Origin of the sequence: Streptomyces sp. NPDC058295, assembly GCF_042880655.1 — a bacterium.
GTDB classification, from domain to species: Bacteria; Actinomycetota; Actinomycetes; order Streptomycetales; family Streptomycetaceae; genus Streptomyces; species Streptomyces coriariae.
Genome location: NZ_JBHVYO010000013.1, coordinates 1 through 24,290, shown reverse-complemented (window position 1 = coordinate 24,290; position 24,290 = coordinate 1). Strand labels below are relative to the sequence as shown.

At 70.3% G+C, this 24,290-nt stretch carries 26 protein-coding genes and 1 pseudogene; 16 read left to right on the top strand and 11 right to left on the bottom strand.

Going from position 1 to position 24,290, the window contains the following annotated elements; translation table 11 throughout:
• Positions 1-313: 313 nt before the first annotated feature.
• A complete protein-coding gene (locus ACFVYS_RS15985) occupies positions 314-1,543 on the bottom strand; it encodes an NADP-dependent malic enzyme (RefSeq protein WP_389502469.1) in 1,230 nt (409 codons plus the stop codon).
• Between the two features lie 634 nt (positions 1,544-2,177).
• On the opposite strand from ACFVYS_RS15985, the gene ACFVYS_RS15980 reads away from it, so the two are divergent.
• Genes ACFVYS_RS15980 through ACFVYS_RS15970 form a run of 3 tightly spaced genes read left to right on the top strand, consistent with a single transcriptional unit; the run spans position 2,178 to position 4,909 of the window.
• Positions 2,178-3,140 (top strand): ABC transporter substrate-binding protein, encoded by a 963-nt coding sequence (locus tag ACFVYS_RS15980; RefSeq protein WP_389502467.1) that lies wholly within the window; start codon positions 2,178-2,180, stop codon positions 3,138-3,140.
• A gap of 39 nt (positions 3,141-3,179) precedes the next feature.
• Positions 3,180-4,151, top strand: a complete 972-nt coding sequence (locus ACFVYS_RS15975; RefSeq protein WP_389502465.1) for an amino acid ABC transporter permease — start codon at positions 3,180-3,182, stop codon at positions 4,149-4,151.
• Positions 4,148-4,909, top strand: coding sequence for an amino acid ABC transporter ATP-binding protein (locus tag ACFVYS_RS15970; RefSeq protein ID WP_389502463.1), 762 nt, complete (start codon positions 4,148-4,150; stop codon positions 4,907-4,909). The genes ACFVYS_RS15975 and ACFVYS_RS15970 overlap by 4 nt, the downstream gene beginning before the upstream one ends.
• Positions 4,910-5,017: 108 nt before the next feature.
• On the opposite strand, the pseudogene ACFVYS_RS15965 reads toward ACFVYS_RS15970, so the two are convergent.
• Positions 5,018-5,739 (bottom strand): annotated as a pseudogene (locus ACFVYS_RS15965) (class I SAM-dependent methyltransferase).
• Positions 5,740-5,969: 230 nt separating this feature from the next.
• Here ACFVYS_RS15965 and ACFVYS_RS15960 point away from each other — a divergent pair.
• Entirely contained in the window at positions 5,970-6,599 is a 630-nt protein-coding gene (locus ACFVYS_RS15960; RefSeq protein ID WP_389502461.1) for a CGNR zinc finger domain-containing protein, read from the top strand.
• Here the strand turns inward: ACFVYS_RS15960 and sodX are convergent.
• Positions 6,503-6,937: a nickel-type superoxide dismutase maturation protease gene (gene sodX / locus ACFVYS_RS15955; RefSeq protein WP_389502714.1), complete on the bottom strand. Its 435-nt coding sequence runs from the start codon at positions 6,935-6,937 to the stop codon at positions 6,503-6,505. The two genes, ACFVYS_RS15960 and sodX, sit on opposite strands and share 97 nt — an antisense overlap.
• A gap of 145 nt (positions 6,938-7,082) precedes the next feature.
• Between sodX and sodN the strand changes: the two genes are divergently transcribed.
• The 4 genes from sodN (at position 7,083) to ACFVYS_RS15935 (ending at position 9,264) form a co-directional block, all read left to right on the top strand.
• On the top strand, positions 7,083-7,478 hold the full coding sequence (gene sodN, locus ACFVYS_RS15950) for a superoxide dismutase, Ni (RefSeq protein ID WP_020130742.1): 396 nt from the start codon (positions 7,083-7,085) through the stop codon (positions 7,476-7,478).
• A gap of 217 nt (positions 7,479-7,695) precedes the next feature.
• Positions 7,696-8,097, top strand: coding sequence for a helix-turn-helix transcriptional regulator (locus ACFVYS_RS15945; RefSeq protein ID WP_389502459.1), 402 nt, complete (start codon positions 7,696-7,698; stop codon positions 8,095-8,097).
• Between the two features lie 10 nt (positions 8,098-8,107).
• Entirely contained in the window at positions 8,108-8,521 is a 414-nt protein-coding gene (locus tag ACFVYS_RS15940) for a VOC family protein (protein ID WP_054242786.1), read from the top strand.
• Entirely contained in the window at positions 8,518-9,264 is a 747-nt protein-coding gene (locus ACFVYS_RS15935; RefSeq protein WP_389502457.1) for a VOC family protein, read from the top strand. Before ACFVYS_RS15940 ends, ACFVYS_RS15935 begins: the two co-directional genes overlap by 4 nt.
• Positions 9,265-9,329: 65 nt before the next feature.
• Here the strand turns inward: ACFVYS_RS15935 and ACFVYS_RS15930 are convergent, their stop codons facing one another.
• From ACFVYS_RS15930 to ACFVYS_RS15920, 3 genes are read right to left on the bottom strand one after another with little or no spacing between them, the layout of a single operon-like run.
• Complete coding sequence (locus ACFVYS_RS15930) at positions 9,330-9,908, bottom strand: histidine phosphatase family protein (protein ID WP_389502455.1); 579 nt, start codon at positions 9,906-9,908, stop codon at positions 9,330-9,332.
• A 19-nt stretch (positions 9,909-9,927) separates the two neighbouring features.
• Positions 9,928-10,143 (bottom strand): hypothetical protein, encoded by a 216-nt coding sequence (locus ACFVYS_RS15925; RefSeq protein ID WP_389502453.1) that lies wholly within the window; start codon positions 10,141-10,143, stop codon positions 9,928-9,930.
• Between the two features lie 57 nt (positions 10,144-10,200).
• Positions 10,201-10,785, bottom strand: coding sequence for a dihydrofolate reductase family protein (locus ACFVYS_RS15920; protein ID WP_389502451.1), 585 nt, complete (start codon positions 10,783-10,785; stop codon positions 10,201-10,203).
• 122 nt (positions 10,786-10,907) lie between these two features.
• Between ACFVYS_RS15920 and ACFVYS_RS15915 the strand changes: the two genes are divergently transcribed.
• Positions 10,908-11,513 (top strand): TetR/AcrR family transcriptional regulator, encoded by a 606-nt coding sequence (locus ACFVYS_RS15915; protein ID WP_389502449.1) that lies wholly within the window; start codon positions 10,908-10,910, stop codon positions 11,511-11,513.
• A gap of 157 nt (positions 11,514-11,670) precedes the next feature.
• Here ACFVYS_RS15915 and ACFVYS_RS15910 read toward each other — a convergent pair whose 3' ends face one another.
• Together ACFVYS_RS15910 and ACFVYS_RS15905 are read right to left on the bottom strand one after the other, a co-directional pair.
• Positions 11,671-12,729 (bottom strand): family 2 encapsulin nanocompartment cargo protein polyprenyl transferase, encoded by a 1,059-nt coding sequence (locus tag ACFVYS_RS15910; RefSeq protein ID WP_389502712.1) that lies wholly within the window; start codon positions 12,727-12,729, stop codon positions 11,671-11,673.
• Positions 12,730-12,779: 50 nt separating this feature from the next.
• Positions 12,780-14,186 (bottom strand): family 2B encapsulin nanocompartment shell protein, encoded by a 1,407-nt coding sequence (locus ACFVYS_RS15905; protein ID WP_389502447.1) that lies wholly within the window; start codon positions 14,184-14,186, stop codon positions 12,780-12,782.
• A gap of 173 nt (positions 14,187-14,359) precedes the next feature.
• On the opposite strand from ACFVYS_RS15905, the gene ACFVYS_RS15900 reads away from it, so the two are divergent.
• Complete coding sequence (locus tag ACFVYS_RS15900; protein WP_389502445.1) at positions 14,360-15,244, top strand: 1-aminocyclopropane-1-carboxylate deaminase/D-cysteine desulfhydrase; 885 nt, start codon at positions 14,360-14,362, stop codon at positions 15,242-15,244.
• A gap of 21 nt (positions 15,245-15,265) precedes the next feature.
• Here the strand turns inward: ACFVYS_RS15900 and ACFVYS_RS15895 are convergent, their stop codons facing one another.
• Positions 15,266-16,864: a Na+/H+ antiporter gene (locus tag ACFVYS_RS15895; protein ID WP_389502443.1), complete on the bottom strand. Its 1,599-nt coding sequence runs from the start codon at positions 16,862-16,864 to the stop codon at positions 15,266-15,268.
• Between the two features lie 60 nt (positions 16,865-16,924).
• Between ACFVYS_RS15895 and ACFVYS_RS15890 the strand changes: the two genes are divergently transcribed.
• From ACFVYS_RS15890 to ACFVYS_RS15880, 3 genes are all read left to right on the top strand, one after another.
• Positions 16,925-17,185: a UBP-type zinc finger domain-containing protein gene (locus ACFVYS_RS15890; protein WP_057603359.1), complete on the top strand. Its 261-nt coding sequence runs from the start codon at positions 16,925-16,927 to the stop codon at positions 17,183-17,185.
• A 281-nt stretch (positions 17,186-17,466) separates the two neighbouring features.
• Positions 17,467-17,880 (top strand): anti-sigma regulatory factor, encoded by a 414-nt coding sequence (locus ACFVYS_RS15885; protein WP_020130755.1) that lies wholly within the window; start codon positions 17,467-17,469, stop codon positions 17,878-17,880.
• A 17-nt stretch (positions 17,881-17,897) separates the two neighbouring features.
• Positions 17,898-19,019 (top strand): RNA polymerase sigma factor SigF, encoded by a 1,122-nt coding sequence (locus ACFVYS_RS15880; protein ID WP_389502440.1) that lies wholly within the window; start codon positions 17,898-17,900, stop codon positions 19,017-19,019.
• Between the two features lie 46 nt (positions 19,020-19,065).
• On the opposite strand, the gene ACFVYS_RS15875 is transcribed toward ACFVYS_RS15880, so the two are convergent.
• On the bottom strand, positions 19,066-19,506 hold the full coding sequence (locus tag ACFVYS_RS15875) for a hypothetical protein (protein ID WP_327185026.1): 441 nt from the start codon (positions 19,504-19,506) through the stop codon (positions 19,066-19,068).
• 148 nt (positions 19,507-19,654) lie between these two features.
• Between ACFVYS_RS15875 and ACFVYS_RS15870 the strand changes: the two genes are divergently transcribed.
• Together ACFVYS_RS15870 and ACFVYS_RS15865 are read left to right on the top strand one after the other, a co-directional pair.
• Positions 19,655-20,623 (top strand): diacylglycerol kinase family protein, encoded by a 969-nt coding sequence (locus ACFVYS_RS15870; RefSeq protein WP_028806993.1) that lies wholly within the window; start codon positions 19,655-19,657, stop codon positions 20,621-20,623.
• 319 nt (positions 20,624-20,942) lie between these two features.
• Complete coding sequence (locus tag ACFVYS_RS15865) at positions 20,943-21,200, top strand: WhiB family transcriptional regulator (RefSeq protein ID WP_016639615.1); 258 nt, start codon at positions 20,943-20,945, stop codon at positions 21,198-21,200.
• A 202-nt stretch (positions 21,201-21,402) separates the two neighbouring features.
• Here the strand turns inward: ACFVYS_RS15865 and ACFVYS_RS15860 are convergent, their stop codons facing one another.
• Positions 21,403-22,869, bottom strand: a complete 1,467-nt coding sequence (locus ACFVYS_RS15860) for a sensor histidine kinase (protein ID WP_389502711.1) — start codon at positions 22,867-22,869, stop codon at positions 21,403-21,405.
• Between the two features lie 579 nt (positions 22,870-23,448).
• On the opposite strand from ACFVYS_RS15860, the gene nagB reads away from it, so the two are divergent.
• Positions 23,449-24,234, top strand: coding sequence for a glucosamine-6-phosphate deaminase (nagB, locus tag ACFVYS_RS15855; protein ID WP_389502438.1), 786 nt, complete (start codon positions 23,449-23,451; stop codon positions 24,232-24,234).
• Positions 24,235-24,290: the final 56 nt, after the last annotated feature.

Sequence of the window (24,290 nt, the reverse complement as noted above, 5' to 3'; positions counted from 1 at the left end):
TCGACCCCACGGGACCGATCGGACGCCCGATCAGGTACTTCCAGCACACCCGGCGGCTCGACGCCACGGGATCGATCGAACGCCGGCCCGGTAATTCCCACCCACCCCACCGCTCGACCCCACGGCACCGATCGAGCGCCGGTCGGGTATTTCAGACCGTCCGGCGATTGAGAACGAGGCCCGTTCAGGGCCGACGCGGGGGTGCGGGGGCGGCAGCCCCCGGGGACGGTGCCCTCGTCATCACCCGATCGGGCGGGTGGGTGGGCAAAAAAAGGTGGCCCCGCCGAGACCGACGGGGCCACCCACACGCACGTCAGCGACGCGCAACCCCTTCGGCCCGAGCAGCCGCAGCAACCGCCGCGGTCACCGCAGGAGCAACCCTCTCGTCGAACGGCGACGGAATCACGTAGTCCGCCGCGAGATCCTCACCGACGACCCCCGCCAGCGCCTCGGCCGCCGCGATCTTCATACCCTCGGTGATCCGCGACGCCCGCACCTGCAGTGCGCCCGCGAAGATCCCCGGGAACGCCAGCACGTTGTTGATCTGGTTCGGGAAGTCCGACCGCCCGGTCGCGACGACGGCCGCGTACTTGTGGGCGACGTCCGGGTGGATCTCGGGGGTCGGGTTGGCCATCGCGAAGACGAACGCGCCCTTGGCCATCGAGGCCACCGCCTCCTCCGGGACCGTACCGCCGGAGACGCCGATGAAGACGTCGGCGCCCGCCAGCGCGTTCTCCAGCGACCCGGTCAGGCCGGCCTTGTTGGTGAACCCGGCCAGCTCGCGCTTGACGTCGGTCAGGTCCTCGCGGTCCGCCGAGACGATGCCCTTGCGGTCGATGACCGCCACGTCCCCGATGCCGGCCTCCACCAGCATCTTGGCGATGGCGACACCGGCCGCGCCGGCGCCCGAGATGACCGCGCGCAGCTCGCCGATACCCCGGCCGCTCAGCCGCGCGGCGTTACGCAGCGCCGCCAGCGTCACGATCGCCGTGCCGTGCTGGTCGTCGTGGAAGATCGGGATGTCGAGCGCCTCCTGGAGCCGGCGTTCGATCTCGAAGCACCGCGGCGCCGAGATGTCCTCCAGGTTCACACCGCCGAAGGAGGGCGCGAGGCGCACCACGGTCTCGATGATCTCGTCCACGTCCGTGCAGGCGAGCGCGATCGGAACCGCGTCCACACCGCCGAACTGCTTGAACAGGATCGCCTTGCCTTCCATGACCGGAAGGGAGGCCTCGGGGCCGATGTCGCCGAGCCCGAGGACGGCCGTGCCGTCGGTCACGACGGCGACGACGGAGGACTTCCAGGTGTAGTCGTTCACCAGGTCCGGCTGTTCCGCGATCGCGGTGCACACGCGAGCGACGCCGGGGGTGTAAGCGAGGGACAGGTCGTCCCTGTCGCGAATCGGGACGGTGGCCTGCACGGCCATCTTTCCGCCGCGGTGCAGCGCGAACACCGGGTCGAACGAGTCGAGGGGCTCCGCACCGCCCTCCTGGCCCGTTCGGTCGGCGCTCTCGCTGCGAGGATTGACGATCTCCGCTGCCACTGTGTCTTACCCCTTAGGTCTGCATGGTTTGAGGGTGGCCACTCCTGATTGAGAAGTGGGCGGGCATCGCGCGGGCCCCAGAGGTGATGCGTACGGGTGCCTGCGCGTCGGGCGCGCCGCACACGCGCCCTGAGCCCCGGATGAGGGGTGTAAAAATCCTTCTTACCGGACGGAGACCACAGCCGACGAGTCCATTCCGTGCAAGGTCACATGGCTCACTCTGTGGACCTTGAACAGCGGTCACCTTGAGTGACATGACTCATGCGCGAAGTCTCGCCAAGCTGCCGAGAACCCTTGACACGGACTCAACGAGAACCCTTGACACGGACTCAAGTCGACGAACGGCGCGCATGCCGAGCGATCACACCATGAGATCAACCGAAGATCTTTCGGCCGGAACGGGGGATTCCCGCAGATGGTCCGGCTCCGTCCGGTCGTGATGTACCGGAGTGATGCGGTTCGGGGGTCGCCCGTTATCCGATTTTGACATGGCTGGCCCCCTGAATGGCGTAGTCCGAATGGCAAGATGCCGTCATCACACGAGGTCGCGACACCCGAAGGTGTGTGTTCTCGTCGACCCATCGGCATTTGTCGACCCATCGGCATCTCCATCCATCCGCCGGAGGAATCCACCATGACCGCAAGCTCCACCCGACGCACGACCGCCGCGCGCACCCGCCTGGCAGCGGTCGGATCCCTCGCGGTCGCGGGCGCCTTGCTGCTCACCGCCTGCGGCGACCAGACCGAGGGCGGCAGCAGCTCCTCCGAGTCGTCGAGCGGCTCCGACAAGGCCCCCCTCTTCTCGAAGCTCCCGGCCGACATCCAGAAGGCGGGTGTCATCAAGGTCGGCACCAACGCCGAGTACGCCCCGATGGAGTCCGTCGAGGGCGGCAAGATCGTGGGCGTCGACCCCGACATCGCCGCGGCGCTCGGCAAGCAGCTCGGCGTCGACTTCCAGTTCACCTCGGGCGGCTTCGACACCCTGATCACCTCGGTCAACACCGGCCGCTACGACGTGGCCATGTCGTCGATCACGGACAACAAGCAGCGCCAGGAAGGCCTGGACGACAGCGGCAAGAAGCTCGGCACGGGCGTCGACTTCGTCGACTACTTCACCGCCGGCACGGCCATCTACGTCCAGAAGGGCAACCCCAAGGGCATCAAGACGATCGACGACCTCTGTGGTCAGACGGTCGCCGTGCAGCGGGGCACCACCTACGAAGAGGCCCTCAAGGCGCAGTCCAAGACGTGCACCGAGGGCGGCAAGAAGGCCCTCAAGATCGAGTCCTTCGAGAACGACACCGAGGCCCAGACCCGCGTGAAGTCCGGCGGCGCCGTGGCCGGCGTCAACGACTACCCGGTCGCCGTGGACATGGCCCGCAAGGCGGGCGACGGCAACACCTTCGAGGTTCTCGACAAGCAGTACGAGGCCGCTCCGTTCGGCATCGTCGTCAACAAGAAGAACACCCAGCTGCGTGACGCCCTGAAGGAGGCCGTCGACGCGATCATCAAGGACGGCTCCTACCAGAAGGTGCTGGAGAAGTGGGGCGCCGAGAGCGGCGCGATCAAGGCCTCCGCGATCAACGGCGGCAAGTGATCCACCCGCACCTCTTGAAGTCTTCGAAGGGCAGTCCCCATGACTGACAAGCTCGACAAGTCCGCCTCGGGCGGCGCACCACCCGAGGACACCCCGCCGGTGGCCAAGGACGCGGCGTTCTCCGGCCCGCCGGAGGCCATCAAGGCCATCCCGGTGCGCCACTACGGCCGCTGGATCAGCGCCGTGATCGTCATCGCGCTCCTGGCACTGCTGGTCAACGCCTTCGCGAACGGCGACATCCAGTGGGACACGGTCGGCGACCAGCTGTTCAACTCGACCGTCATCGCGGGCGCCGGACGCACCCTGCTGATCAGCGTCCTGTCCATGGTGCTGGGCGTGGTCCTGGGCGTTCTGCTGGCCGTGATGCGGCTGTCGAAGAACCCGGTGACCAGCACGGTCGCCTGGCTGTACATCTGGTTCTTCCGCGGCACCCCGGTGTATGTGCAGCTGCTGATGTGGTTCAACCTGGCGCTGATCTTCCCCGTTCTGAACCTCGGTCCGATCTACAAGGACGAGATGACGGACGTCATGACGCCGTTCATGTGCGCCCTGCTCGGACTCGGTCTGAACGAGGCCGCGTACATGGCGGAGATCTGCCGGGCCGGCCTGCTGGCCGTGGACGAGGGACAGACCGAGGCCTCGCACGCGCTCGGCATGAGCCACGCCAAGACGCTGCGCCGGATCGTCATCCCGCAGGCGATGCGGGTGATCGTGCCGCCGACCGGCAACGAGTTCATCAATATGCTGAAGACCTCGTCGCTGGTGTACGTGGTGACGTACAACGAACTGCTCCGCTCGACCTCGGTGATCGGCTCCTCGTCGTTCGCCGTGATGGAGCTGCTGTTCGTCGCCTCCATCTGGTACCTGGTCATGACCAGCGTCTTCAGCGTCTTCCAGTACTACCTGGAGCGGTACTACGCCCGCGGTTCGAGCCACAGCCTCCCGCCCACGGTCTTCCAGAAGATCCGGGCGAACCTGTTCTCGATCGGCCGCGAAAGGAGTGCGTCATGACCGCGATGGTGAAGGCCGAGGGCGTGCACAAGTCCTTCGGCGCGGTCGAGGTCCTCAAGGGCATCGACCTGGAGGTCAGGAACGGCGAGGTGTTCTGCCTCATCGGTCCCTCCGGCTCCGGCAAGTCGACCTTCCTGCGGTGCATCAACCACCTGGAGAAGATCAACGCCGGGCGGCTGTACGTCGACGGCGAGCTGGTCGGCTACCGCCAGAAGGGCGACAAGCTGTACGAGCTCAAGGACAGCGAGGTCGCGCTGAAGCGCCGGGACATCGGCATGGTGTTCCAGCGGTTCAACCTGTTCCCGCACATGACGGCGGCGGACAACGTCATCGAGGCCCCGGTCCAGGTGAAGGGCCTCAGCCGGGCCAAGGCGAAGGAGCGCGCGAAGGAGCTTCTGGACCGCGTCGGCCTCGCCGACAAGGCCGGGAGCTACCCCTCGCAGCTCTCCGGCGGCCAGCAGCAGCGCGTCGCCATCGCCCGGGCCCTGGCGATGGACCCGAAGCTGATGCTGTTCGACGAGCCGACCTCGGCGCTCGACCCGGAGCTGGTCGGTGACGTCCTCGACGTCATGCGCGACCTGGCCGAGTCCGGCATGACGATGGTCGTCGTCACCCACGAGATGGGCTTCGCCCGCGAGGTGGGCGACAGCCTGGTCTTCATGGACGGCGGCGTGGTCGTGGAGTCCGGCAACCCGCGCGACGTCCTGACCAACCCGCAGCACGAGCGGACGCAGGCGTTCCTGTCCAAGGTGCTGTAGCGGCACGGCGGACGAGAAGGGGCGGTACGGGATTCCCGTACCGCCCCTTTCCGTCGTTCGGGACGTGTCAGCGCAGGACGGCTGGTTTCGGCCGGTACGCGGGCGCGCTCACTTCAGCGCCAGCAACAGAGTGTCGGAGGGTGACGCCCACACCGGCCGAGCCTCGCTGAAGCCCTGTTCGAGCAGCACGCGAGCGTGCCAGGAGGCGGAGGGCGTGTCGCCTTCGGCGTGCTCGCCGTAGATCTCGAAGCGGCGGGCGGTCGGTCCGGCGAGGACGGGGTCCTTGGCGGCGAGCTGCCACCACTCGGCCCAGTCGAGCAGCCCGTCGGCCCTGGCCTGATCCATACGGGTGTGGCGCTGCGCGCGCTCCGCCGCGTTGATCCGGGGCGTCGTGTCGTCGATCATGTGGTCCGCGTTCATGAAGACACCGCCGTCGCGGACGAGTTCCGCGACCTGACCGTAGAGGGCAGCGAGGGGTTCGCTGTGCAGCCAGTGCAGGGCCGGGGCGGTCAGGACGGCGTCGTACGTGTCGTACGGCAGCCGGGCCCGCCAGTCCGGGTCCTTGAGGTCCGCCGTCACGAGGGTGACGCGGTCGTCGCCGTCGAAGGTGCCCTCGGCGATGGCGAGGAGCGCCGGGTCGAGGTCGACGCCGGTGCTGGTCGCGTCGGGGAGGCGGGCGAGCAGCCGGGCGGTGATGGTGCCGGTGCCGCAGGCGAGGTCGAGGACGCGCGGGGCGGGCCCGACGAGCCCCTCGACCTCCCCCATAGCCTGAAAGGCATGGAGGGACCCCCACCGAGCATGATCCGGAAACTTTCCTCGCGGTCGGGCATGTACCACTCCTGCTGGCGGTCCCAGCTCCGCTGCCAGGCAGCCCAGTCGGCACCGGTCGTGGCGCCGGTCGTGACACCGTTCAGGGCTCCGGTCGGGGCACCGGTCGTGGTCGTCTGCGCGTCCGTCCTCGCAACCCTCCGCCGTGTTCGTCACGTAATACCCTGGAAGCACGAACGGCTGTTACCCCCGCCCGCACCCCGACCATAGAGCGCCACCGTAAGGACTACAAGTGGAACTGGCCTATTACTCGGACTACGCCGTGCGCCTCGTCAACAGCGAGGAACCGGCCCGGGGCAAGGACGCGCTGACCTCGGTCGAGGCGGTCCGCGCCCTCTTCGGCGGCAACCAGTCGGCGGGCCGTCGGGCCACCGACGCGGACGTCACCCGGTTCCGCTCGGTCCGGGCCCGCCTGCGCGCGGTCTTCGAGGCGGCCGACGGCGGCGACGAGACGCTCGCGGTGGACCTGCTGAACTCGCTCCTGCTGGAGTTCCCGGTGAGCCCGCAGATCTCCGGCCACGACTTCCGCGACGACGACGGCCGCCCGCTGTGGCACATGCACCTGGCCGACCACCCGTCGAACGCGACGGCGGGCTACGCGGCCATCGCGGCCATGGGCCTGGCGTTCCATCTCACCGAGTACGGCGTCGACCGCCTGGGCCTGTGCGAGGCCGGCCCCTGCCGCAACGCCTACCTCGACACCTCGACCAACCGCTCCCGGCGCTACTGCTCCGACCGCTGTGCCACCCGCGCCAACGTGGCCGCCTACCGCGCCCGCAAGCGCCTGGAGGCGGACCGGACGGCCACCACCGGCCTGGCCGCCGACAGCGCCCAGCGCACCATCGCCAGCGGCGAACGCTGACCGGGCTTCAGCGGGCGGTAGCGCAGCCGCACCTTGCCCAGGATCAGCTCGTCGGGCACGGTCCCGTAGTCGGTGCTGTCGCCGCCGGCGTAGGTGTTGTCCCCACGGACCCACCACCCGCCCTCACGGCGCTCCGCGGCCCGCTTGACGACGAGCAGGTCCTGCTGGAACGGATGCCGCAGCACGATCACGTCACCGACCCGGACCCGGGCGCCGTACTGCACCACCAGCCGGTCCCCCTGGTACAGCGTGGGCACCATGGACGGGCCGGTCACCTCGGCCAGCCCGAAGAGCGCGGCCGCCCTCGCCCGCTCGGTCTCCTGCGACAGCTCCGGCATCGCCGGCACCTCCCCGGTCTGTTCCTCCACCAGTCTCAGTCTGACCCCGGACTTTTGTCCTAAGCCCATGGGGGCACTCGCGAAAAGCCGTCTTGCAGGGAGTAATGTCCCACCTGAGAAGACGATCACGAGGAAGGAACGCTCCATGCTTTCCCGCCTGTTTGCCCCCAAGGTCAAGGTCAGCGCACACTGCGACCTGCCCTGCGGTGTGTACGACCCGGCCCAGGCCCGCATCGAGGCGGAGTCGGTGAAGGCCGTCCAGGAAAAGATGGCCGCCAACGACGACCCGCACTTCCAGGCGCGCGCCACCGTCATCAAGGAGCAGCGTGCCGAGCTTGCGAAGCACCACGTCTCCGTGCTGTGGAGCGACTACTTCAAGCCGCCGCACTTCGAGAAGTACCCCCAGCTGCACCAGCTGGTCAACGACACCCTGAAGGCCCTGTCGGCCGCCAAGGCCTCGACGGACCCCAAGACCGGCGAGAAGGCCCTGGAGCTCATCGCCGAGATCGACAAGATCTTCTGGGAGACCAAGAAGGCCTGATCTTCACACCGGGACGTTCGACCTGTTCTTGCGCCGGTCGCCTGGCCCACCTGTCCGCACCCGGTCCGCGGGCCGCCGAACAAGGCGACCCCGACGGCCCGGGTGCGGTCTCCTTTTCTCCCCCTTCCGGACGCCTCGCCCCCGATGCCCTCGCCCCCGATTCCCTCCTCCCGGACGTCCCCCGCCCGGATGTCGCCCTCCGTGCGATGCTGGCCCCGTGACCCTCGAGGACCTGAAACGGCTGCGACAGGCACGTGACCGGATGGACCGTGAGTACGCGGAGCCGCTGGACGTCGCGGCGCTCGCGAGGACCGCGCTGATGTCCCCGGGCCACTTCCAGCGCAGCTTCCGCGAGGCCTACGGCGAGACGCCCTACGGCTACCTCATGACCCGGCGGGTCGAGCGCGCCAAGACCCTCCTGCGCCGCGGCGACCTGACCGTGACGGAGGTCTGCATGGCGGTCGGCTGCACCTCGCTCGGCTCGTTCAGCTCCCGCTTCACCGAGCTGGTCGGCGAGACCCCGAGCGCGTACCGGGCGCGGTCGCACGAGGCCGGCGCGGTGATCCCGTCCTGTGTGGCCCGGACGTACACCCGCCCGCTGCGCGGCAGGCGCACCTAGGCTGGACGCCATGGACCTCAAACTCCACCAGTGTTTCGTCGCCGTCGACGACCACGACAAGGCGCTGCACTTCTACGTCGAGGTACTCGGTCTCGAAGTCCGCAACGACGTCTCCTTCGAGGGGATGCGCTGGGTGACCGTCGGGTCGCCGCTCCAGCCGGACGTGAACCTCGTACTGGAGCCGCCGGGCGCGAACCCCGACTTCTCGCCCGCCGACCGGGAGGCGATGGCCCGGCTGCTCGCCAAGGGTGTGCTGCGCGGGGTCATCTTCACCACCGCCGACTGCGACGCGCTGCACGCGCGGGTGCGGGAGGCCGGCGTCGAGGTGCTCCAGGAACCGACGGACCAGCCCTACGGGGTGCGTGACTGCGCGTTCCGTGACCCGGCGGGGAACATGTTGCGGTTCATGGAGCGGACCGGATGAGCGGACCGGTCCGCTGGGCCCACGTCTTCGTCGACCGGCCCACCCGGAGCTTCGCGCGGGCGTGCGACTTCTGGACCGCCGTCACGGATACGTCCCTCTCCGCACCCAGGGGCGAGGACGAAGAGTTCGTCACCCTGCTGCCGAAGGGCTCCGACGCCGACGCCTGCGTGAAGGCGCAGGCGGTCGCGGAGGGCGAAGGCGGCGCGCATCTGGACCTCTCCGTGCGGGATGTGCCCGGCTTCGTCGCGGCGGCGCGGGAACTGGGCGCGGAGACGGCCGCCGCGCACGACGGCTGGGCCGTACTGCGCTCCCCCGCCGGACAGTTGTTCTGCGCGGTGCCGTGGCACGGGGAGTCCGTACGGCCGCCGGTGGTGGCCGGCAGCCGTCTGGACCAGGTGTGCATGGACGTCCCGCCGTCGGCGTACGAGGCCGAAGTGGCTTTCTGGAGCGGCCTGTTGCCCGACTGGTCGGCCCGGCCGGGCTCCCGGCCCGAGTTCCACGTGGTCGAGCCGCCGTCAGGGCTGCCGGTCCGCATCCTGCTCCAGCGGCTCGACGCGGAGAGCGCTGTCCGCGCCCATCTCGACCTGGCCTGCGGCCCGGACGTCGACGCCGTACGCGCCCGGCACGAGGAGCTGGGCGCGGTCCTCGTCGCCCGCCGACCGTACTGGACGGTGATGCGTGACCCGACCGGCGGCCTGTACTGCCTGACCGGGCGGGAGGCGGAGACGGGCGGGCTGCCATGAGCCGCTTCCCCGGCCACCGGACCAACGTCCGACCACTGAGCGCTGAGCGCTGAGCGCTGAGCCGCTTACTGTCCCTCTCCCAGCGGCGCGCCCACCCGCAGGTTCCACCGTCCCGCCCGGCCGCTCAGGTCCACGGCGGTCAGCGGACGCACGTCGAGGCGCCAGAAGGCCGGTTCCGGCAGGCCCAGCGCACGGACGAGCAGGGCTCGTACGACGTCGGGTTCCACCACGGCGGTCACCCGCCCGGGAGTGCGGGCGATGTCCTCCAGCCAGGCCCCGGCCCGGTCGCACAGCTCCCGCACCGTCTCCCCGCCGTGCGGGGCATGGGCCGGGTCCGCCAGCCAGGACGCGACCGCGTCCGGCTCGGCGGCCGTCACCTCGGTGAGGGTCCGGCCGCGCCAGCGGCCCACGTCGAGAGCGGCGAGCGCGGGTACCTGGGGCGCGGGCAGGCCCAGCGCCTCGGCGGTCTGCCGGCACCGGGTGGAGGGCGACGCCGCCGCGCGGTCCGCACCGGGCAGCAGCGCCGCGACCGAGCGGGCCCGGCGCACCCCGGCGTCGTCCACCTCGCAGCTGCCGTCGTCGAACCGCGCCTCGCGCAGGGCCGAAGTGATCGCCGGGGAGACCAGGGTCACTCGGCTGGTCATCGGTCTCCGCTCGGTGAGGTCAGGAGGTCGGGGCGGCGGGGGCTTCGGGTTCGGGTTCCTCTTCGGCCTCGGCGGCCTTGTGCCGGGTGCCCGGTTCCACGTAAGCCTCGCAGCGCGGGTTGTGACACGGGCCCGGCACCCAGCGCGGGACCCACGCGCCCAGCGTCTTGTGTCGCCGGACGACGGACTGCACTGGCTGCCCACAGGCGGGACAGACGCGTTGTTCCCGGTCCATGCACTCCAGAGTAGGGCGGCACGGACCCGAGCGCTCCCCGCTGTACGTCAGTGTCGGTCAGCGTTCCCTGTCGTACGTCCGTACGATCGCGCCGTTGCCGAAGGAGCGCACCCCGCCGAAGGTGAAGCGGGCGATGTCGAAGCCGGCGCCGAACATCGGCATGCCGGTGCCGTAGACCATCGGGTAGGTCTTGATCACGAGCTCGTCGATCTCGTCGATCAGCTCGCCCGCGAGACGGGAGCCACCGCACAGGTAGATACCGAGGTCGCCGTCCTCCGCCTTCAGCTCGCGGACCTTGTCGAGCAGACCGTCCGCGATGATCTCGACGTCCGGGGAGGGCGACTCGCCGAGGGTGCGGGAGGCCACGTACTGGCGCAGGTGTGCGTACGGGCTGCGGATGCCCTCCTTCAGCGCCACGTCGTAGCTGGCCCGGCCCTGGATGATCGTGTCGAACCTCTTGTTCTCCAGGTCGTCGAAGCCGAGCGCGCGACGGCCGTGGGTCGGCAGCGTCTCCGGGTAGTCCGTCTTGAGGAAGTCGAGGAACTCCTCGTCGACGTAGGCGACCATCGCCGAGCCGTCGCCGTTCACGTCTCCGATGAAGCCGTCGACGGAGCAGGCGATGAAGTAGGTGAGCTTTCGCAAGTGGGTCTCTTTCCGTAGGCTGACTTCCTAACCACTTCAGTTGTAGTACTTCGGATGTAGTGGTTGCAAGCGGGTTTCCCGGTGTTTCGGGAAACGGAGCCAAGTGAGAGAGAAGGTTCCGCATGGCCGGAAATCCGGAGCGCCGGGCGGCCCTGGTGGACGCCGGGGTGGAGGTGCTCGCACATGAGGGCGCGCGAGGGCTCACGTTCCGTGCGGTGGACTCGGCGGCCGCGGTGCCGGTGGGCACCGCCTCCAACTACTTCACCGGGCGCGACGACCTGCTGCGGCAGATCGACGCCCGGCTGCACGTCCGGCTGGCGCCCGACCCCGCGGTGCTCGGCGCACTGCTGGCGCGGCCGCGCGACCGCTCCCTGGTCACCGCGTTCATGCACGACCTGATGACCCGCGCGACCCGCGACCGGAGCGGCTACCTCGCCCTGCTGGAGATGCGCCTCGAAGCCACCCGGCGCCCCGAGCTCCGCGCCTCCTTCACCACGTCGGTGCGCGGCGACCTCGACCACGGCATGTTCTTCCACCGCGAGGCCGGCCTGCCCGGCGGCGACGAGACCGTCGTCGTCCTGTATCTCGCGATGCTCGGGCTGATCCTGGAGCACCTGACCCTGCCGGGCGTCCTGGACGGCGTCCTGCCGGGGGTGGGAGTGCCGGAGGGGCTGGTCGAGCGGATCGTGGCGACGGTGGTCCCGGACGGGGCCGAGGGACCCGCGTAGGACGCACGGCGGCGGGCCCCGCACACCGTGGGGATGTGCGGGACCCGCCGGACCGGAACCCGCCGTAGAACAGTCCGGCTTCCTCCGTCGCCCCTCCTCGCTCTCGTTCTCGTCCCCCCTCGTCCCCGCCCTCGGACCGGTCAGGTCAGGTCAGGACCTAGCTGCTGCGACGGGTCACGAACTCCGCCAGGGACAGCAGGCCGCCCGCCGACTCCGGGTCCGGGATCGCCCGGGCCAGTTCGTGCATCGCGCGGGCCATGCGGTCGGCCGCCTGCTCCTGCGCCCACTCACGGCCGCCGGCCCGTTCGACGGCCAGCGTCGTGCGGTCCAGGTCGGCCGGGTCGTAGGGCGCCGCGTACAGCTCGGCCAGTTCGCCGGCCGCCGGGGTGCCGGAGGTCAGCGCGGCGACCACCGGCAGGGACTTCTTGCGGGCGGCGAGATCCGCGCCGGCCGGCTTGCCGGTGTGCCGCGGGTCCCCCCAGAGGCCGATGACGTCGTCGATGAGCTGGAAGGCGAGGCCCGCCTCCCGGCCGAACGCGTCCAGCGCGTCCACGTCCTCCTCGGCCGCCCCCGCGTACAGCGCGCCCACGGCACAGGCGCAGCCGAGCAGCGCTCCCGTCTTGGCCTCGGCCATGGCGAGCACCTCGTCGAGGGTGATCTCGGCGGGGCCGCGCTTCTCCATGGCCGTGTCCGCCTGCTGGCCGGCGCAGAGTTCGACCACACAGGCCGCGACCCGGCGGGCGGCCGCCGAGGACGCGGGATGCGGATCCGCGGCCAGCAGCCCGAGGGCGAGGGCCTGGAGGGCGTCCCCGGCGAGGATCGCGTCGGCGTCGCCGAACACGGTCCAGGCGGTGGGGCGGTGCCGGCGGGTGGTGTCCCGGTCCATCACGTCGTCGTGCAACAGCGTGAAGTTGTGGACCAGTTCGACCGCCGTGGCCGCCCGCAGGGCCGCCGCGCGGGCCGCCGGGCCACCGAGCGCGGCGGCCGCGGCGAGCACGAGGGCCGGGCGGATCGCCTTGCCCGCGTTGGCCGCCGCCGGGGTGCCGTCCGCGTGCTCCCAGCCGAAGTGGTAGAGCGCGACCCGGCGCATGGAACCGGGCAACGAGTCGATGGCCTGGCGCAGTTCGGGGTCGACCGACGCCCGGGAACGCTCCAGGATCACCGCCGCGTCGTGCCCGTCGGCCGGCCCCGGACCACTGTCGCCCTGGTTGCCGATGGGCCTCCGCCTTTCGCGCGCCTCACCCCGGTACCGCCTGGTGGCGTAAGTCACCGCCAGCGGCCGATCTCGACGTTCTCCAGGACGCCCAGCGCGTCCGGCACCAGGACCGCGGCCGAGTAGTAGGCCGTGACCAGGTACTTGATGATGGCCTGTTCGTTGATGCCCATGAACCGCACGGACAGGCTGGGCTCGATCTCGTCCGGGATGCCGGACTGGCGCAGGCCGATGACGCCCTGGTCCTCCTGGCCCAGACGCAGCGCGATGATGGAGCTGGTGCGGGCCGCGGTGACCGGGATCTTGTTGCACGGGTAGATCGGCACCCCGCGCCAGGTCGGGATCCGGTTGCCGCCGACGTCGATGGTCTCGGGGACGAGCCCGCGCTTGTTGAGCTCACGGCCGATCGCGGAGATCGCGCGCGGGTGGGCGAGCAGCATCTTGGTGCCGCGCCGCCTGCTGAGCAGTTCGTCGAGGTCGTCCGGGCTGGGCACGCCGTCGTGCGGCTGGAGCCGCTGGTCGTACTCGCAGTTGTGCAGCAGCCCGAACTCGCGGTTGTTGACGAGCTCGTGCTCCTGGCGCTCCTTGAGCGCCTCCACCGTGAGTCGCAACTGCTGCTCGGTCTGGTTCATCGGCTGGTTGTACAGGTCGGCCACGCGCGAGTGGATGCGCAGGACGGTCTGGGCGATGCTCAGTTCGTACTCGCGCGGCCGGGCGTCGTAGTCCACGAACGTGTGCGGGATGTCCGGCTCGCCCTCGTGACCGGCGGCGAGATCGACCTCCTTCTCGCCGTACTTGTTGGTGCGCTGCTCGGGGATCGCGCGCAGCTGCTGGAGGTGCTCGCGCAGGGATTCGGCGCGCTCCGCGACCTGCTCGACGTCCTGCCGGGCCAGGATCAGCACCGTGCAGGCCGTGTCCGCGCGGGCCGTGTACTCCCAGATGGCGTCCGCGTCGAGCAGCGCCTGGTCGCCGAAGTAGGCGCCGTCCGCGAGCATCCCGAGCACCTGGTCGTCGCCGTAGGGGCCGGTGCCGACCTTCTCGACGCGGCCGTGCGCCAGCAGGTAGACCTCTTCGCTCTGGCTGCCGAAGGAGGCGATGACCTCGCCCGGGCCGAACTCCCGCTGCCGGCACCGCTGGGCGAGTTCCCCGAGCACCTCCTGGTCCTCGTAGGAGCGGAGCGCGGGCAGTTCGCCGAGCTCGGCCGGGATGACCTCGACGCGGTCGCCGGTCTTCACGAACGTGATGCGGCCGTCGCCCACCGCGTACGTCAGACGCCTGTTGACCCGATACGTACCGCCCTGCACATCCACCCAGGGCAGATTCCGCAGCAGCCAGCGGGAACTGATCTCCTGCATCTGCGGTGCGGACTTGGTCGTGGTGGCCAGGTTCCGCGCGGCCGCGGTGCCGAGACTCTGCTGCGGCTTGCCCGAATCCGCGCGGACCTCTTCGCCTACCGACATGAGAAATGCCCTCCCGATTCATGCACGGACGCCGAACTGCGCCGATGCACTTCGTTCACGCGGCAAGCCTTCCATCACGGTGTGTGCTCGTGCTATTACACGAAAGAGCGGGAATGGATCAACGTGGGCAGGGAAGAGGTACGTTTCACCGAACGGTGTTCGACAATGAGCGGGTGACCGACCTCCGCCCCAGCCTGCCGTCCCCCCTCCAGGAAGTGTCCGACGACCGGTTCGGGCGGTACGGCGTCCGGCTGCTGCTGAAGCGGGACGACCTGATCCACCCCGAGCTGATCGGCAACAAGTGGCGCAAGCTCGCGCCCAACCTGGAGCGGGCGGCGGGACGGACGCTCCTCACCTTCGGGGGCGCCTACTCCAACCACCTGCGGGCCACGGCCGCCGCCGGCCGTCTGCTGGGGCAGCCCACGGTGGGCGTGGTGCGCGGCGACGAACTGGCCGGCCGGCCGCTGAACCCGTCCCTGGCCCGGTGCGCGGCCGACGGCATGCGGCTGCACTTCGTGGAGCGCTCGACCTACCGTCGCAAGACCGAGCCGGACGTGCTCGGGAATCTACTGGACACGGTCGGCGCGCGGGACGCGTACGTCGTGCCCGAGGGCGGCAGCAACGCGGCGGCGGTCCGCGGCTGCCGGGCGCTCGGCGAGGAGCTGCGGGGCCGCACCGACGTCGTCGCCCTCGCCTGCGGCACCGGCGGGACCCTCGCCGGCCTGGCGGCCGGCCTCGGCCCCGGCCAGCGGGCCCTGGGCATACCGGTGCTGAGAGGCGGCTTCCTGGACGACGGGATACAGGCGCTCCAGGAAGAGGCGTTCGGCGGCCGACGGGGCGAGTGGCGGCTCGACGAGCGCTTCCACTTCGGCGGCTACGCCCGGGTCACCCCCGAGCTGGAGACCTTCGCGGCAGACTTCGAGCGGCGCCACAACGTGCCGGTGGAACGCCTCTATGTCGCCAAGTCGCTCTACGGTCTCGTCGTCCTGGCCGAGGAGGACGCCTTCGCGCGCGGGACGACCGTGACGGCCGTGATCACGGGCCGCCCGTTCCCGTGAGGCGACGGCGGACGGCCGCGCCTACGCCGTCTCCCGGAAGGCCGCCGCCTCCTCCAGGTCCAGCCGGCGCAGCAGCGTGCGCAGCATCTCGTCGTCGATGTAGCGGCCGTCCCGCAGCCGGACGAACATCTCGCGCTCGGCGCTGATCATCTCGCGCGAGAGGCGCCGGTAGGTGTCGTCGACGGTCTCGCCGGTGACCGGGTTGACCTGCCCGAGGCGCTCCCAGACGGCGTTGCGGCGCCGCTCCAGGACGCTGCGCAGTCGGTCGGCGAGCGGCGGCGGCAGCGCGTTGCGCTCGTCGGACAGCAGCGCGTCCAGGCGCTCCTCGGCGACCCGGGAGGCCTGCGCCTGGGCATTGGCCTCGGCGAGCGTGGCGGCCTGCGGGTCGGGCTCGGGGAACTTCAGCAGCCGGATCAGCGGCGGCAGGCTCAGCCCCTGCACCACCAGGGTGCCGATGACCGTCGTGAAGGTGAGGAAGAGGATCAGATTGCGGTACGGGAAGGGCGCGTCGCCGTGGTCCACGGTGAGCGGGATGGAGAACGCGATGGCGAGCGAGACCACGCCCCGCATGCCGGCCCAGGCGATGACGATCGGCCCCCGCCAGGTCGGATTCTCCTCCCGCGCGCGGATACGCGCCGACAGCAGCCGGGGCAGGAAGGTCGCCGGGTACACCCACAGGAAGCGCGCCGCCACGACCACGAGGAACAGCGCGACGGCGTACCAGGCGGCGTCCACCCCCTCGTAGGCGCCGAGACCCTTCAGGACGACCGGGAGCTGGAGGCCGATCAGCGCGAAGACCGCCGACTCCAGGACGAAGGCGACCATCTTCCACACGGCCTCCTCCTGGAGGCGGGTCGCGAAGTCGACCTCCCACGCGCGGTGGCCCAGGTAGAGCGCGACGACGACCACCGCGATGACGCCGGAGGCGTGGAACTGCTCGGCCGCCGCGTAGGCGACGAAGGGGATCAGCAGGGAGAGCGTGTTCTGGAGCAGGGGCTCCTTGAGGTGGGTGCGCAACCAGTGCAGCGGGGCCATCAGGACCAGACCGACGGCGGTCCCGCCGACCGCCGCCACCAGGAACTCCTCGATACCGCCGGCCCAGGACGCGCCCTCGCCGACCACGACCGCGAGGGCCACCTTGTAGGCGGTGATCGCGGTGGCGTCGTTCAGCAGCGACTCGCCCTGCAGGATCGTGGTGATCCGTGACTGCAGGCCGACCCGGCGGGCGACCGCGGTGGCCGCGACCGCGTCCGGCGGCGCCACCACCGCGCCCAGCACCAGCGCCGCCGTCAGCGGCAGCCCGGGGACGATCAGATAGGCCGCCCAGCCGACGACGAAGGTCGCGAAGAGCACGTACCCGACCGACAGCAGGGCCACCGGACGCAGCTGGGCGCGCAGGTCGAGATAGGAGCTGTCGGTGGCCGACGTGTACAGCAGCGGAGGCAGCAGCAACGGCAGCACGACGTCCGGGTCCAGGGTGTAGTCGGGCACCCCCGGCACATAGGACACCACCAGACCGACCGCCACCAGCAGCAGCGGCGCGGGCACCGGGGTACGCCGGGCCGCCGCCGCGAAAGCCGCACTGCCGGCCACCAGCAACAGCAGTGGCATCACGTCCATGTCCAGCCCGCCCTCGTTTTTCCGCGCGGTCGTCCGCACGCCCGTCGTAATCTGGCAATCATGAAACAGTGCACGCACGCCGACGCGCTGCCCCACCCGGAACCCGTCCCGCTCGGCGAGACGTGTCCGGAGTGCCTGCGGGACGGCACCCACCCGGTGCAACTTCGGCTGTGCCTGACCTGCGGCCACGTCGGCTGCTGCGACTCCTCGCCGAGCCGGCACGCCACGGCGCACCACAAGGAGTCGGGTCACCCGGTGATGCGGACCTTCGAACCCGGCGAGAACTGGCGCTGGTGCTTCGTCGACCATGTCCTCGTATGAGGAGCCCCGTATGAGGAGACCATGACGCCCCGGCCGTCCGGCGGGTACGGTTCGACCATCTGACGCATGGGTACGTCAACCCGGCGCGCCCTGTTCCCATTTGGGCCGACCGACCTCTAGACACGGAGCGTGTTCACAGCTTTACTGTGAGTGACGCCAGGGGGTTGGGGTCCCGGGGACAGAAACTTGAGAGCGCGATAGCGTCACCGCTGCACCACACACGCGTTACCCCGGGGGGCGACCCTCGGCCCCGAAAAGCTTGTACCACCTTGGAGGTGAGGGTGTCCCAGATCGCAGGCGAGCCCGCGACCCAGGACTTCGTGGAAGTCCGGCTGCCGGCTGCGGGTGCCTACCTGTCGGTGCTGCGGACGGCCACGGCCGGCCTCGCGGCCCGTTTGGACTTCACCCTGGACGAGATCGAGGACCTGCGCATCGCGGTGGACGAGGCCTGCGCGATCCTGCTCCAGCAGGCCGTGCCCGGCTCCGTCCTCAGTTGCGTGTTCCGACTCGTCGACGACTCGCTGGAGGTCACCGTCTCCGCGCCGACCACGGACGGACACGCCCCCTCACGGGACACCTTCGCCTGGACCGTCCTGTCCGCCCTCGCGGGCAAGGTGTCCTCCGCCGTCGACGAGGACAAGACCGTGACGATCAGTCTCTACAAACAACGCGGCGCGGGACCCGGGCCGGCGTGAGGAACGGGGACGGGCCGGTGCGGGACGAAGAGCGCGGCACACGGGAGCTGCCGGCCGAGAACGCCGAGATTCCAGTCTCTCCGGACGGTTCCCGACGCATGGCGGACGGCATCGACGGCATTCCCGAGCAGGCCCGGCCGCATCCGGAGGACGACTCGGTCTCCGCGCAGGCGGCCCTGCCGGAAGGTGCCGTGCAGGGCTCACCTCGGGAGAGGCGGATCGGGGGCTCGCCCCCGGGCCGAGCAGAGGCGAGGGCTCGACAGAGGGCGACGGGCGGGACAATGAGCGAGCACCAGCGAGACGGCGAACAGAGCGTGCCGGGCACGCAGCACGAACCACCGGCCATCCCTGTGCCGGCCACCCCCGTGCCGGGTCCCCCCGCGCCTGGGGACCGCAGCGGCGCACGGGCGATGTTCATCGAGCTGCGCAAGCTCGAGAACACCAGTGCCGAGTACGCGGAGATGCGCAACCAGCTGGTCCGCATGCATCTGCCGCTCGTCGAGCACCTCGCGCGGCGCTTCCGCAACCGCGGCGAGCCGCTGGACGACCTCACCCAGGTCGCCACCATCGGCCTGATCAAGTCGGTCGACCGCTTCGACCCGGAGCGCGGCGTGGAGTTCTCCACGTACGCGACCCCCACGGTCGTCGGCGAGATCAAGCGCCACTTCCGCGACAAGGGCTGGGCGGTGCGGGTGCCGCGCCGGCTCCAGGAGCTGCGCCTGGCGCTGACCACGGCGACGGCCGAGCTGTCGCAGCAGCACGGCCGCTCCCCCACGGTCCACGAGCTCGCCGAGAAGCTGGCGATCTCGGAGGAAGAGGTCCTGGAGGGCCTGGAGTCCGCCAACGCGTACTCCACCCTCTCGCTGGACGTGCCCGACACCGACGACGAGTCGCCGGCGGTCGCGGACACCCTCGGCGCGGAGGACGAGGCGCTGGAGGGCGTCGAGTACCGGGAGTCCCTCAAGCCGCTCCTGGAGGACCTCCCGCCGCGCGAGAAGCGGATCCTGCTGCTGCGCTTCTTCGGCAACATGACCCAGTCGCAGATCGCGCAGGAGGTCGGCATCTCGCAGATGCACGTCTCGCGCCTGCTGGCCCGCACGCTGGCCCAGCTGCGGGAGAAACTGCTCGTCGAGGAATAGCGGTACAGGCAAACAAGCGGTACAGAGGAGCGGCGGCGGGAACCGCCTACTCCGATGCGCGGCCCGGCCCCCGGATCCCGAGGGCCCGGGTCGTCTCGCCGTTGACGATCAGGACGAGCGAGGCGACGGCGGTGGCCGCGAGGGCGATGCCCGCCGGGATGGCCAGGCTGTCCGCCTGCAGAAGGTTGTAGGCCACCGGCAGCGCCATGATCTGGGTGATGACCGCGGGTCCCCGGCTCCAGCTGCGCAGCCCCAGCAGCCCACGGGCGGCGAGCAGCGGCAGCAGCGCGAGGACGATCAGGGTGACTCCGCCGGTGACGGCCTGCTGACGGTCGCCCGGGTCGCCGCTGATCCCCAGGGCGAGCATGCACACCCCGCCGACGACCAGCGCCAGCCCCTCCAGGGCGACGAGCGCGGCGGCGTACGTCAGCCGACGCGGGCGGGGTCCGGCGGTTTCCGGGGCGGCGGAAGTCTCGTCACTGCTCACCCCAGAAGGGTAGCCCGCAGCTCTGAGCGGGCCCCGGGCCACCCGCGCGCGAAGGCGCGGCGCTCGTGTCCAGGCTCACTCCGCGATCTCTTACCCGATCCCCACCTCGGCCTGTGCCCGGTACCACCCAGTAGGTACGCTGCAACTCATGCGTGCACTTCTCGTGGTCAATCCGGCGGCAACCACTACGAGTGCACGGACGCGCGATGTCCTCATCCACGCGCTCGCGAGCGAGATGAAGCTCGAGGCGGTCACCACGGAGTACCGCGGACACGCGCGTGACCTGGGCCGGCAGGCGGCGGACAGCGGAAACGTCGATCTGGTGGTGGCCCTCGGCGGCGACGGCACGGTCAACGAGGTGGTCAACGGCCTCCTGCACGCCGGCCCCGATCCGGAGAACCTGCCCGGCATAGCGGTGGTCCCCGGCGGTTCCACCAACGTCTTCGCCCGCGCCCTGGGGCTGCCCAACGATCCGGTGGAAGCCACCGGCGCGCTGCTGGACGCGCTGCGCGAGGGCAGTGAGCGTACGGTCGGGCTCGGCCTCGCGGCGGGCACGCCGGGCACGGAGGACGAGGCGGTGCCCTCGCGCTGGTTCACGTTCAACGCGGGACTGGGCTTCGACGCCGGAGTGGTGGGGCGGGTGGAGCAGCAGCGCGAGCGCGGCAGGAGATCCACCCACGCTCTCTACATCCGTCAGGCCATGCGCCAGTTGTTGGGTGAGTCACAGCGCCGGCACGGGTCGATCACCCTGGAGCGTCCGGGTGCCGAACCGGTGACCGATTTGGTGCTGTCCATAGTCTGCAACACGGCTCCGTGGACCTATCTGGGCAATCGCCCGGTGTACGCGTCGCCTAAGGCCTCGTTCGATACGGGGCTCGACGTACTGGGTCTCAGCCGTCTGTCCACGGCCTCGGTTGCCCGATATGGCACCCAGTTGCTCACTTCGTCCCCCGAACGGGGACCGCACGGCAAGCACGCCGTCTCCCTGCACGATCTGGACCAGTTCACCTTGCATTCGAAGGTCCCTTTGCCCCTTCAGATGGACGGTGACCACCTGGGGCTGCGAACAAGCGTGACGTTCACAGGCGTACGCCGTGCACTGCGTGTGATTGTGTGAGCAGAAAGGGCTGAAGTCCTTTCACTCGAACGTTTAGGCCAGGGTCCACCCCATGGAAGTACGGCTGTGACCTAGTCGACACCGAGGAATCAAAAAAAACTTTCCGGAAGGGGTTGTATCCGCCGCTGAGGTTTGCGAGTCTCTACGTGGCGATCGGGACAGCCCGCAACACCGGCATCCACTGATCACCGGAACCCCTCTTCAAACAACAGGACCGCGCCAGGGAACCTGGCTGGTGGCCCTTCACTTGTTGAGGGATTCGTGAAAGCGTTCACATTCACAAGCAACTTGCACGTAATACCAAGGAGAGGTAGCAGCCATGGACTGGCGTCACAACGCCGTTTGCCGCGAGGAAGACCCCGAGCTCTTCTTCCCCATCGGCAACACCGGTCCTGCGCTGCTGCAGATCGAGGAAGCCAAGGCCGTCTGCCGTCGCTGCCCGGTTATGGAGCAGTGTCTGCAGTGGGCGCTCGAGTCCGGTCAGGACTCCGGCGTCTGGGGTGGCCTCAGCGAGGACGAGCGTCGTGCGATGAAGCGCCGCGCCGCCCGCAACCGGGCCCGTCAGGCTTCCGCCTGACAACACCCGCCCCGCGAGCCTGAGCTTGGCGGCGCGTACAGCGAGTACGCATCTCCCGCCCCCGAGCCGCAGCGCGCAGTACCCCCGATGCGCAGCACAAGCTGGCAACGAGCATTCGAGCCCCGGACCCCTGAACGGTCCGGGGCTTCTTGCTGTGCGCCCGCGGTCCGCGCACGCCGTCGCCCGCTCCGTCGCGGGCCCGCTACTTCTGTGCGCGGACCGGGATGTCCAGGATCACCTGGGTGCCGCGCTCGGGTCCCGGGACCATGTCGAAGGTTCCGCCCAACTCGCCCTCCACCAGCGTCCGTACGATCTGGAGCCCGAGGTTGCCGGAGGTGTGCGGGTCGAAACCTTCGGGCAGCCCGACGCCGTCGTCCTGGACGGTGACCAGGAGACGCGTCTCCTTCGTGGTGCCGCCGCGGACCGCGGACACCTCGACCGTGCCGGTGTCGCCCTCGACGAAGCCGTGCTCCAGGGCGTTCTGCAGGATCTCGGTGAGGACCATGGACAGCGGGGTGGCGACCTCGGCGTCCAGGATGCCGAAGCGTCCGCTGCGCCGGCCGGCGACCTTGCCCGGCGAGATCTCGGCGACCATCGCCAGCACCCGGTCGGCGATCTCGTCGAACTCCACCCGCTCGTCCAGGTTCTGAGACAGCGTCTCATGCACGATGGCGATCGAGCCGACCCGGCGGACCGCCTCCTCCAGCGCCTCCCGGCCGCGCTCTGACTCGATGCGCCGGGCCTGGAGGCGCAACAGGGCCGCCACCGTCTGGAGGTTGTTCTTCACCCGGTGGTGGATCTCCCGGATGGTCGCGTCCTTGGTGATCAATTCACGCTCGCGACGGCGCAGTTCGGTGACGTCCCGGAGCAGCACGAGCGCGCCGACGCGGGTGCCCTTGGGCTTGAGCGGGATCGCCCGGAACTGGATGACCCCGTCCTTGGCCTCGATCTCGAACTCGCGGGGCGCCCAGCCGCTGGCAACCTTGGCGAGCGCCTCGTCCACCGGACCCCGGGTCGGCGCGAGTTCCGCCGTGGTCAGACCGAGGTGCTGGCCGACCAGGTCGGAGGCGAGGCCCATGCGGTGGTAGGCCGAGAGCGCGTTCGGGGAGGCGTACTGGACGATCCCGTCGACGTCGACACGGATCAGGCCGTCCCCGACGCGCGGGGCGGCGTCCATGTCCATCTGCTGGTTGGGGAACGGGAAGGAGCCGGCCGCGATCATCTGTGCGAGGTCGGAGGCGCTCTGGAGGTAGGTGAGCTCCAGGCGGCTGGGAGTGCGCACGGTGAGCAGGTTGGTGTTGCGGGCGATGACCCCGAGGACGCGGCCCTCACGCCGTACGGGGATCGACTCGACCCGTACGGGGACCTCCTCACGCCATTCCGGGTCGCCCTCGCGCACGATCCGGCCCTCGTCCAGGGCGGCGTCCAGCAGCGGACGGCGGCCCCGCGGGACGAGGTGGCCGACCATGTCGTCCTGGTAGGAGGTCGGGCCGGTGTTGGGCCGCATCTGGGCGACCGAGACATAGCGGGTGCCGTCCCGGGTGGGGACCCACAGGACCAGGTCGGCGAAGGAGAGGTCGGAGAGCAGCTGCCACTCCGAGACCAGCAGGTGGAGCCACTCGAGGTCGGAGTCGTCGAGTGCGGTGTGCTGGCGTACGAGTTCGTTCATGGAGGGCACGTCTGCGAGCGTACCCGTGGGTCTGTGCGGGGCCTAAACCTGTCGGCGGCGCGCGGTCGGCCGCGAGGGGCCCGGGCCCGGAAACACCCGCGGGCCGCGGCGCCTGGGAGGGACCCTCAGCCCTCCCGGCACCGCAGCCCGGAGCAATATCGGCCGCGGGGTGTGCGGTCCCGTCGACCGAAGGTGAGGAACCGGGGCAGTCAGGGCAGAGAGCTCCGGGTCCTCGGTCCGCCCTCCTGTGCGGGGAAGACGGAAGTTCTGTGTCGCGCTCCCCTCCATTGTGGACTAGACCACTAGGGGTGTCCATGTGTGGAAGGTCGTTCGTTGTTGTGGGTATTCGGACGCTCTGACATCCACAACGCAGCCTAGCCTGTGCGGGTTCCCGCGCGGGGCCAGTTACGCGCGGCAGTTTCCGCGATCCGCTCCCGGAGGGGCCCTCCACCCCCTCCCCCACCCCTTCCCGGGCCCGAAGACGGACACGGTCGACTCTGTTAGATTGACCCCATAGATTGGTCTAAACCACATAGCCCTTCCGGGCCCCCCGTGCCCCTCTCAGAACGGCAGGCCAGCGTGGAAGTTGTCATCGTTGCGGACGCCCGGTCGGGCGGCGAACTCATCGCCGAGGCCATGGCGCAGCTCCTGCGGCGCAAGCCGGACGCCCTGCTGGGTGTGGCCACCGGCTCCACCCCGCTGCCCGTCTACCAGGCACTGGCGGCCGAGGCGCGCTCCGGATCGGTGGACACCGCGCGGGCGCGGATCGCCCAGCTCGACGAGTACGTGGGCCTGCCCGCCGAGCACCCCGAGTCCTACCGTTCGGTGCTGCGACGCGAGGTGCTGGAGCCGCTGGGCATCGGCATGGAGGCCTTCCTCGGACCGGACGGCACGGCCCCGGACGTACAGGCCGCGTGCGAGGCGTACGACCGCGCGCTGGCCGCGGCCGGCGGAGTGGACCTGCAGCTGCTCGGGATCGGCACCGACGGGCACATCGGCTTCAACGAGCCGTGCTCCTCGCTGGCCTCGCGCACCCGGATCAAGACGCTGACCGAACAGACCCGGGTCGACAACGCGCGCTTCTTCGACGGCGACATCGAGCAGGTCCCGCACCACGTCATCACGCAGGGCATCGGCACGATCCTGGAGGCGCGGCACCTGGTGCTGCTCGCCACCGGGGAGGGCAAGGCGGACGCCGTCGCGGCCACCGTCGAGGGGCCGGTCGCCGCGGTGTGCCCGGCCTCCGCACTCCAGCTGCACCCGCACGCCACGGTCGTCGTCGACGAGGCCGCCGCGTCCAAGCTGAAGCTCGCGGAGTACTTCCGGCACACCTTTGCCAACAAGCCGGAGTGGCAGGGCATCTGAGGGCGCCGCCCACCACCGACCACGGCGAAAGGCGCCGGGCTCCCGAAGAGGTGCCC

Bases quoted from the DNA above. Each gene is read 5' to 3' on its own strand.
- ACFVYS_RS15980 (WP_389502467.1), top strand. From the start codon at position 2,178: ATGACCGCAAGCTCCACCCGACGCACGACCGCCGCGCGCACCCGCCTG.
- ACFVYS_RS15975 (WP_389502465.1), top strand. From the start codon at position 3,180: ATGACTGACAAGCTCGACAAGTCCGCCTCGGGCGGCGCACCACCCGAG.
- ACFVYS_RS15970 (WP_389502463.1), top strand. From the start codon at position 4,148: ATGACCGCGATGGTGAAGGCCGAGGGCGTGCACAAGTCCTTCGGCGCG.
- sodX (WP_389502714.1), bottom strand. From the start codon at position 6,937: ATGCCGGAGCTGTCGCAGGAGACCGAGCGGGCGAGGGCGGCCGCGCTC.
- sodN (WP_020130742.1), top strand. From the start codon at position 7,083: ATGCTTTCCCGCCTGTTTGCCCCCAAGGTCAAGGTCAGCGCACACTGC.
- ACFVYS_RS15940 (WP_054242786.1), top strand. From the start codon at position 8,108: ATGGACCTCAAACTCCACCAGTGTTTCGTCGCCGTCGACGACCACGAC.
- ACFVYS_RS15935 (WP_389502457.1), top strand. From the start codon at position 8,518: ATGAGCGGACCGGTCCGCTGGGCCCACGTCTTCGTCGACCGGCCCACC.
- ACFVYS_RS15930 (WP_389502455.1), bottom strand. From the start codon at position 9,908: ATGACCAGCCGAGTGACCCTGGTCTCCCCGGCGATCACTTCGGCCCTG.
- ACFVYS_RS15925 (WP_389502453.1), bottom strand. From the start codon at position 10,143: ATGGACCGGGAACAACGCGTCTGTCCCGCCTGTGGGCAGCCAGTGCAG.
- ACFVYS_RS15915 (WP_389502449.1), top strand. From the start codon at position 10,908: ATGGCCGGAAATCCGGAGCGCCGGGCGGCCCTGGTGGACGCCGGGGTG.
- ACFVYS_RS15905 (WP_389502447.1), bottom strand. From the start codon at position 14,186: ATGTCGGTAGGCGAAGAGGTCCGCGCGGATTCGGGCAAGCCGCAGCAG.
- ACFVYS_RS15895 (WP_389502443.1), bottom strand. From the start codon at position 16,864: ATGGACGTGATGCCACTGCTGTTGCTGGTGGCCGGCAGTGCGGCTTTC.
- ACFVYS_RS15890 (WP_057603359.1), top strand. From the start codon at position 16,925: ATGAAACAGTGCACGCACGCCGACGCGCTGCCCCACCCGGAACCCGTC.
- ACFVYS_RS15870 (WP_028806993.1), top strand. From the start codon at position 19,655: ATGCGTGCACTTCTCGTGGTCAATCCGGCGGCAACCACTACGAGTGCA.
- ACFVYS_RS15865 (WP_016639615.1), top strand. From the start codon at position 20,943: ATGGACTGGCGTCACAACGCCGTTTGCCGCGAGGAAGACCCCGAGCTC.
- ACFVYS_RS15860 (WP_389502711.1), bottom strand. From the start codon at position 22,869: ATGAACGAACTCGTACGCCAGCACACCGCACTCGACGACTCCGACCTC.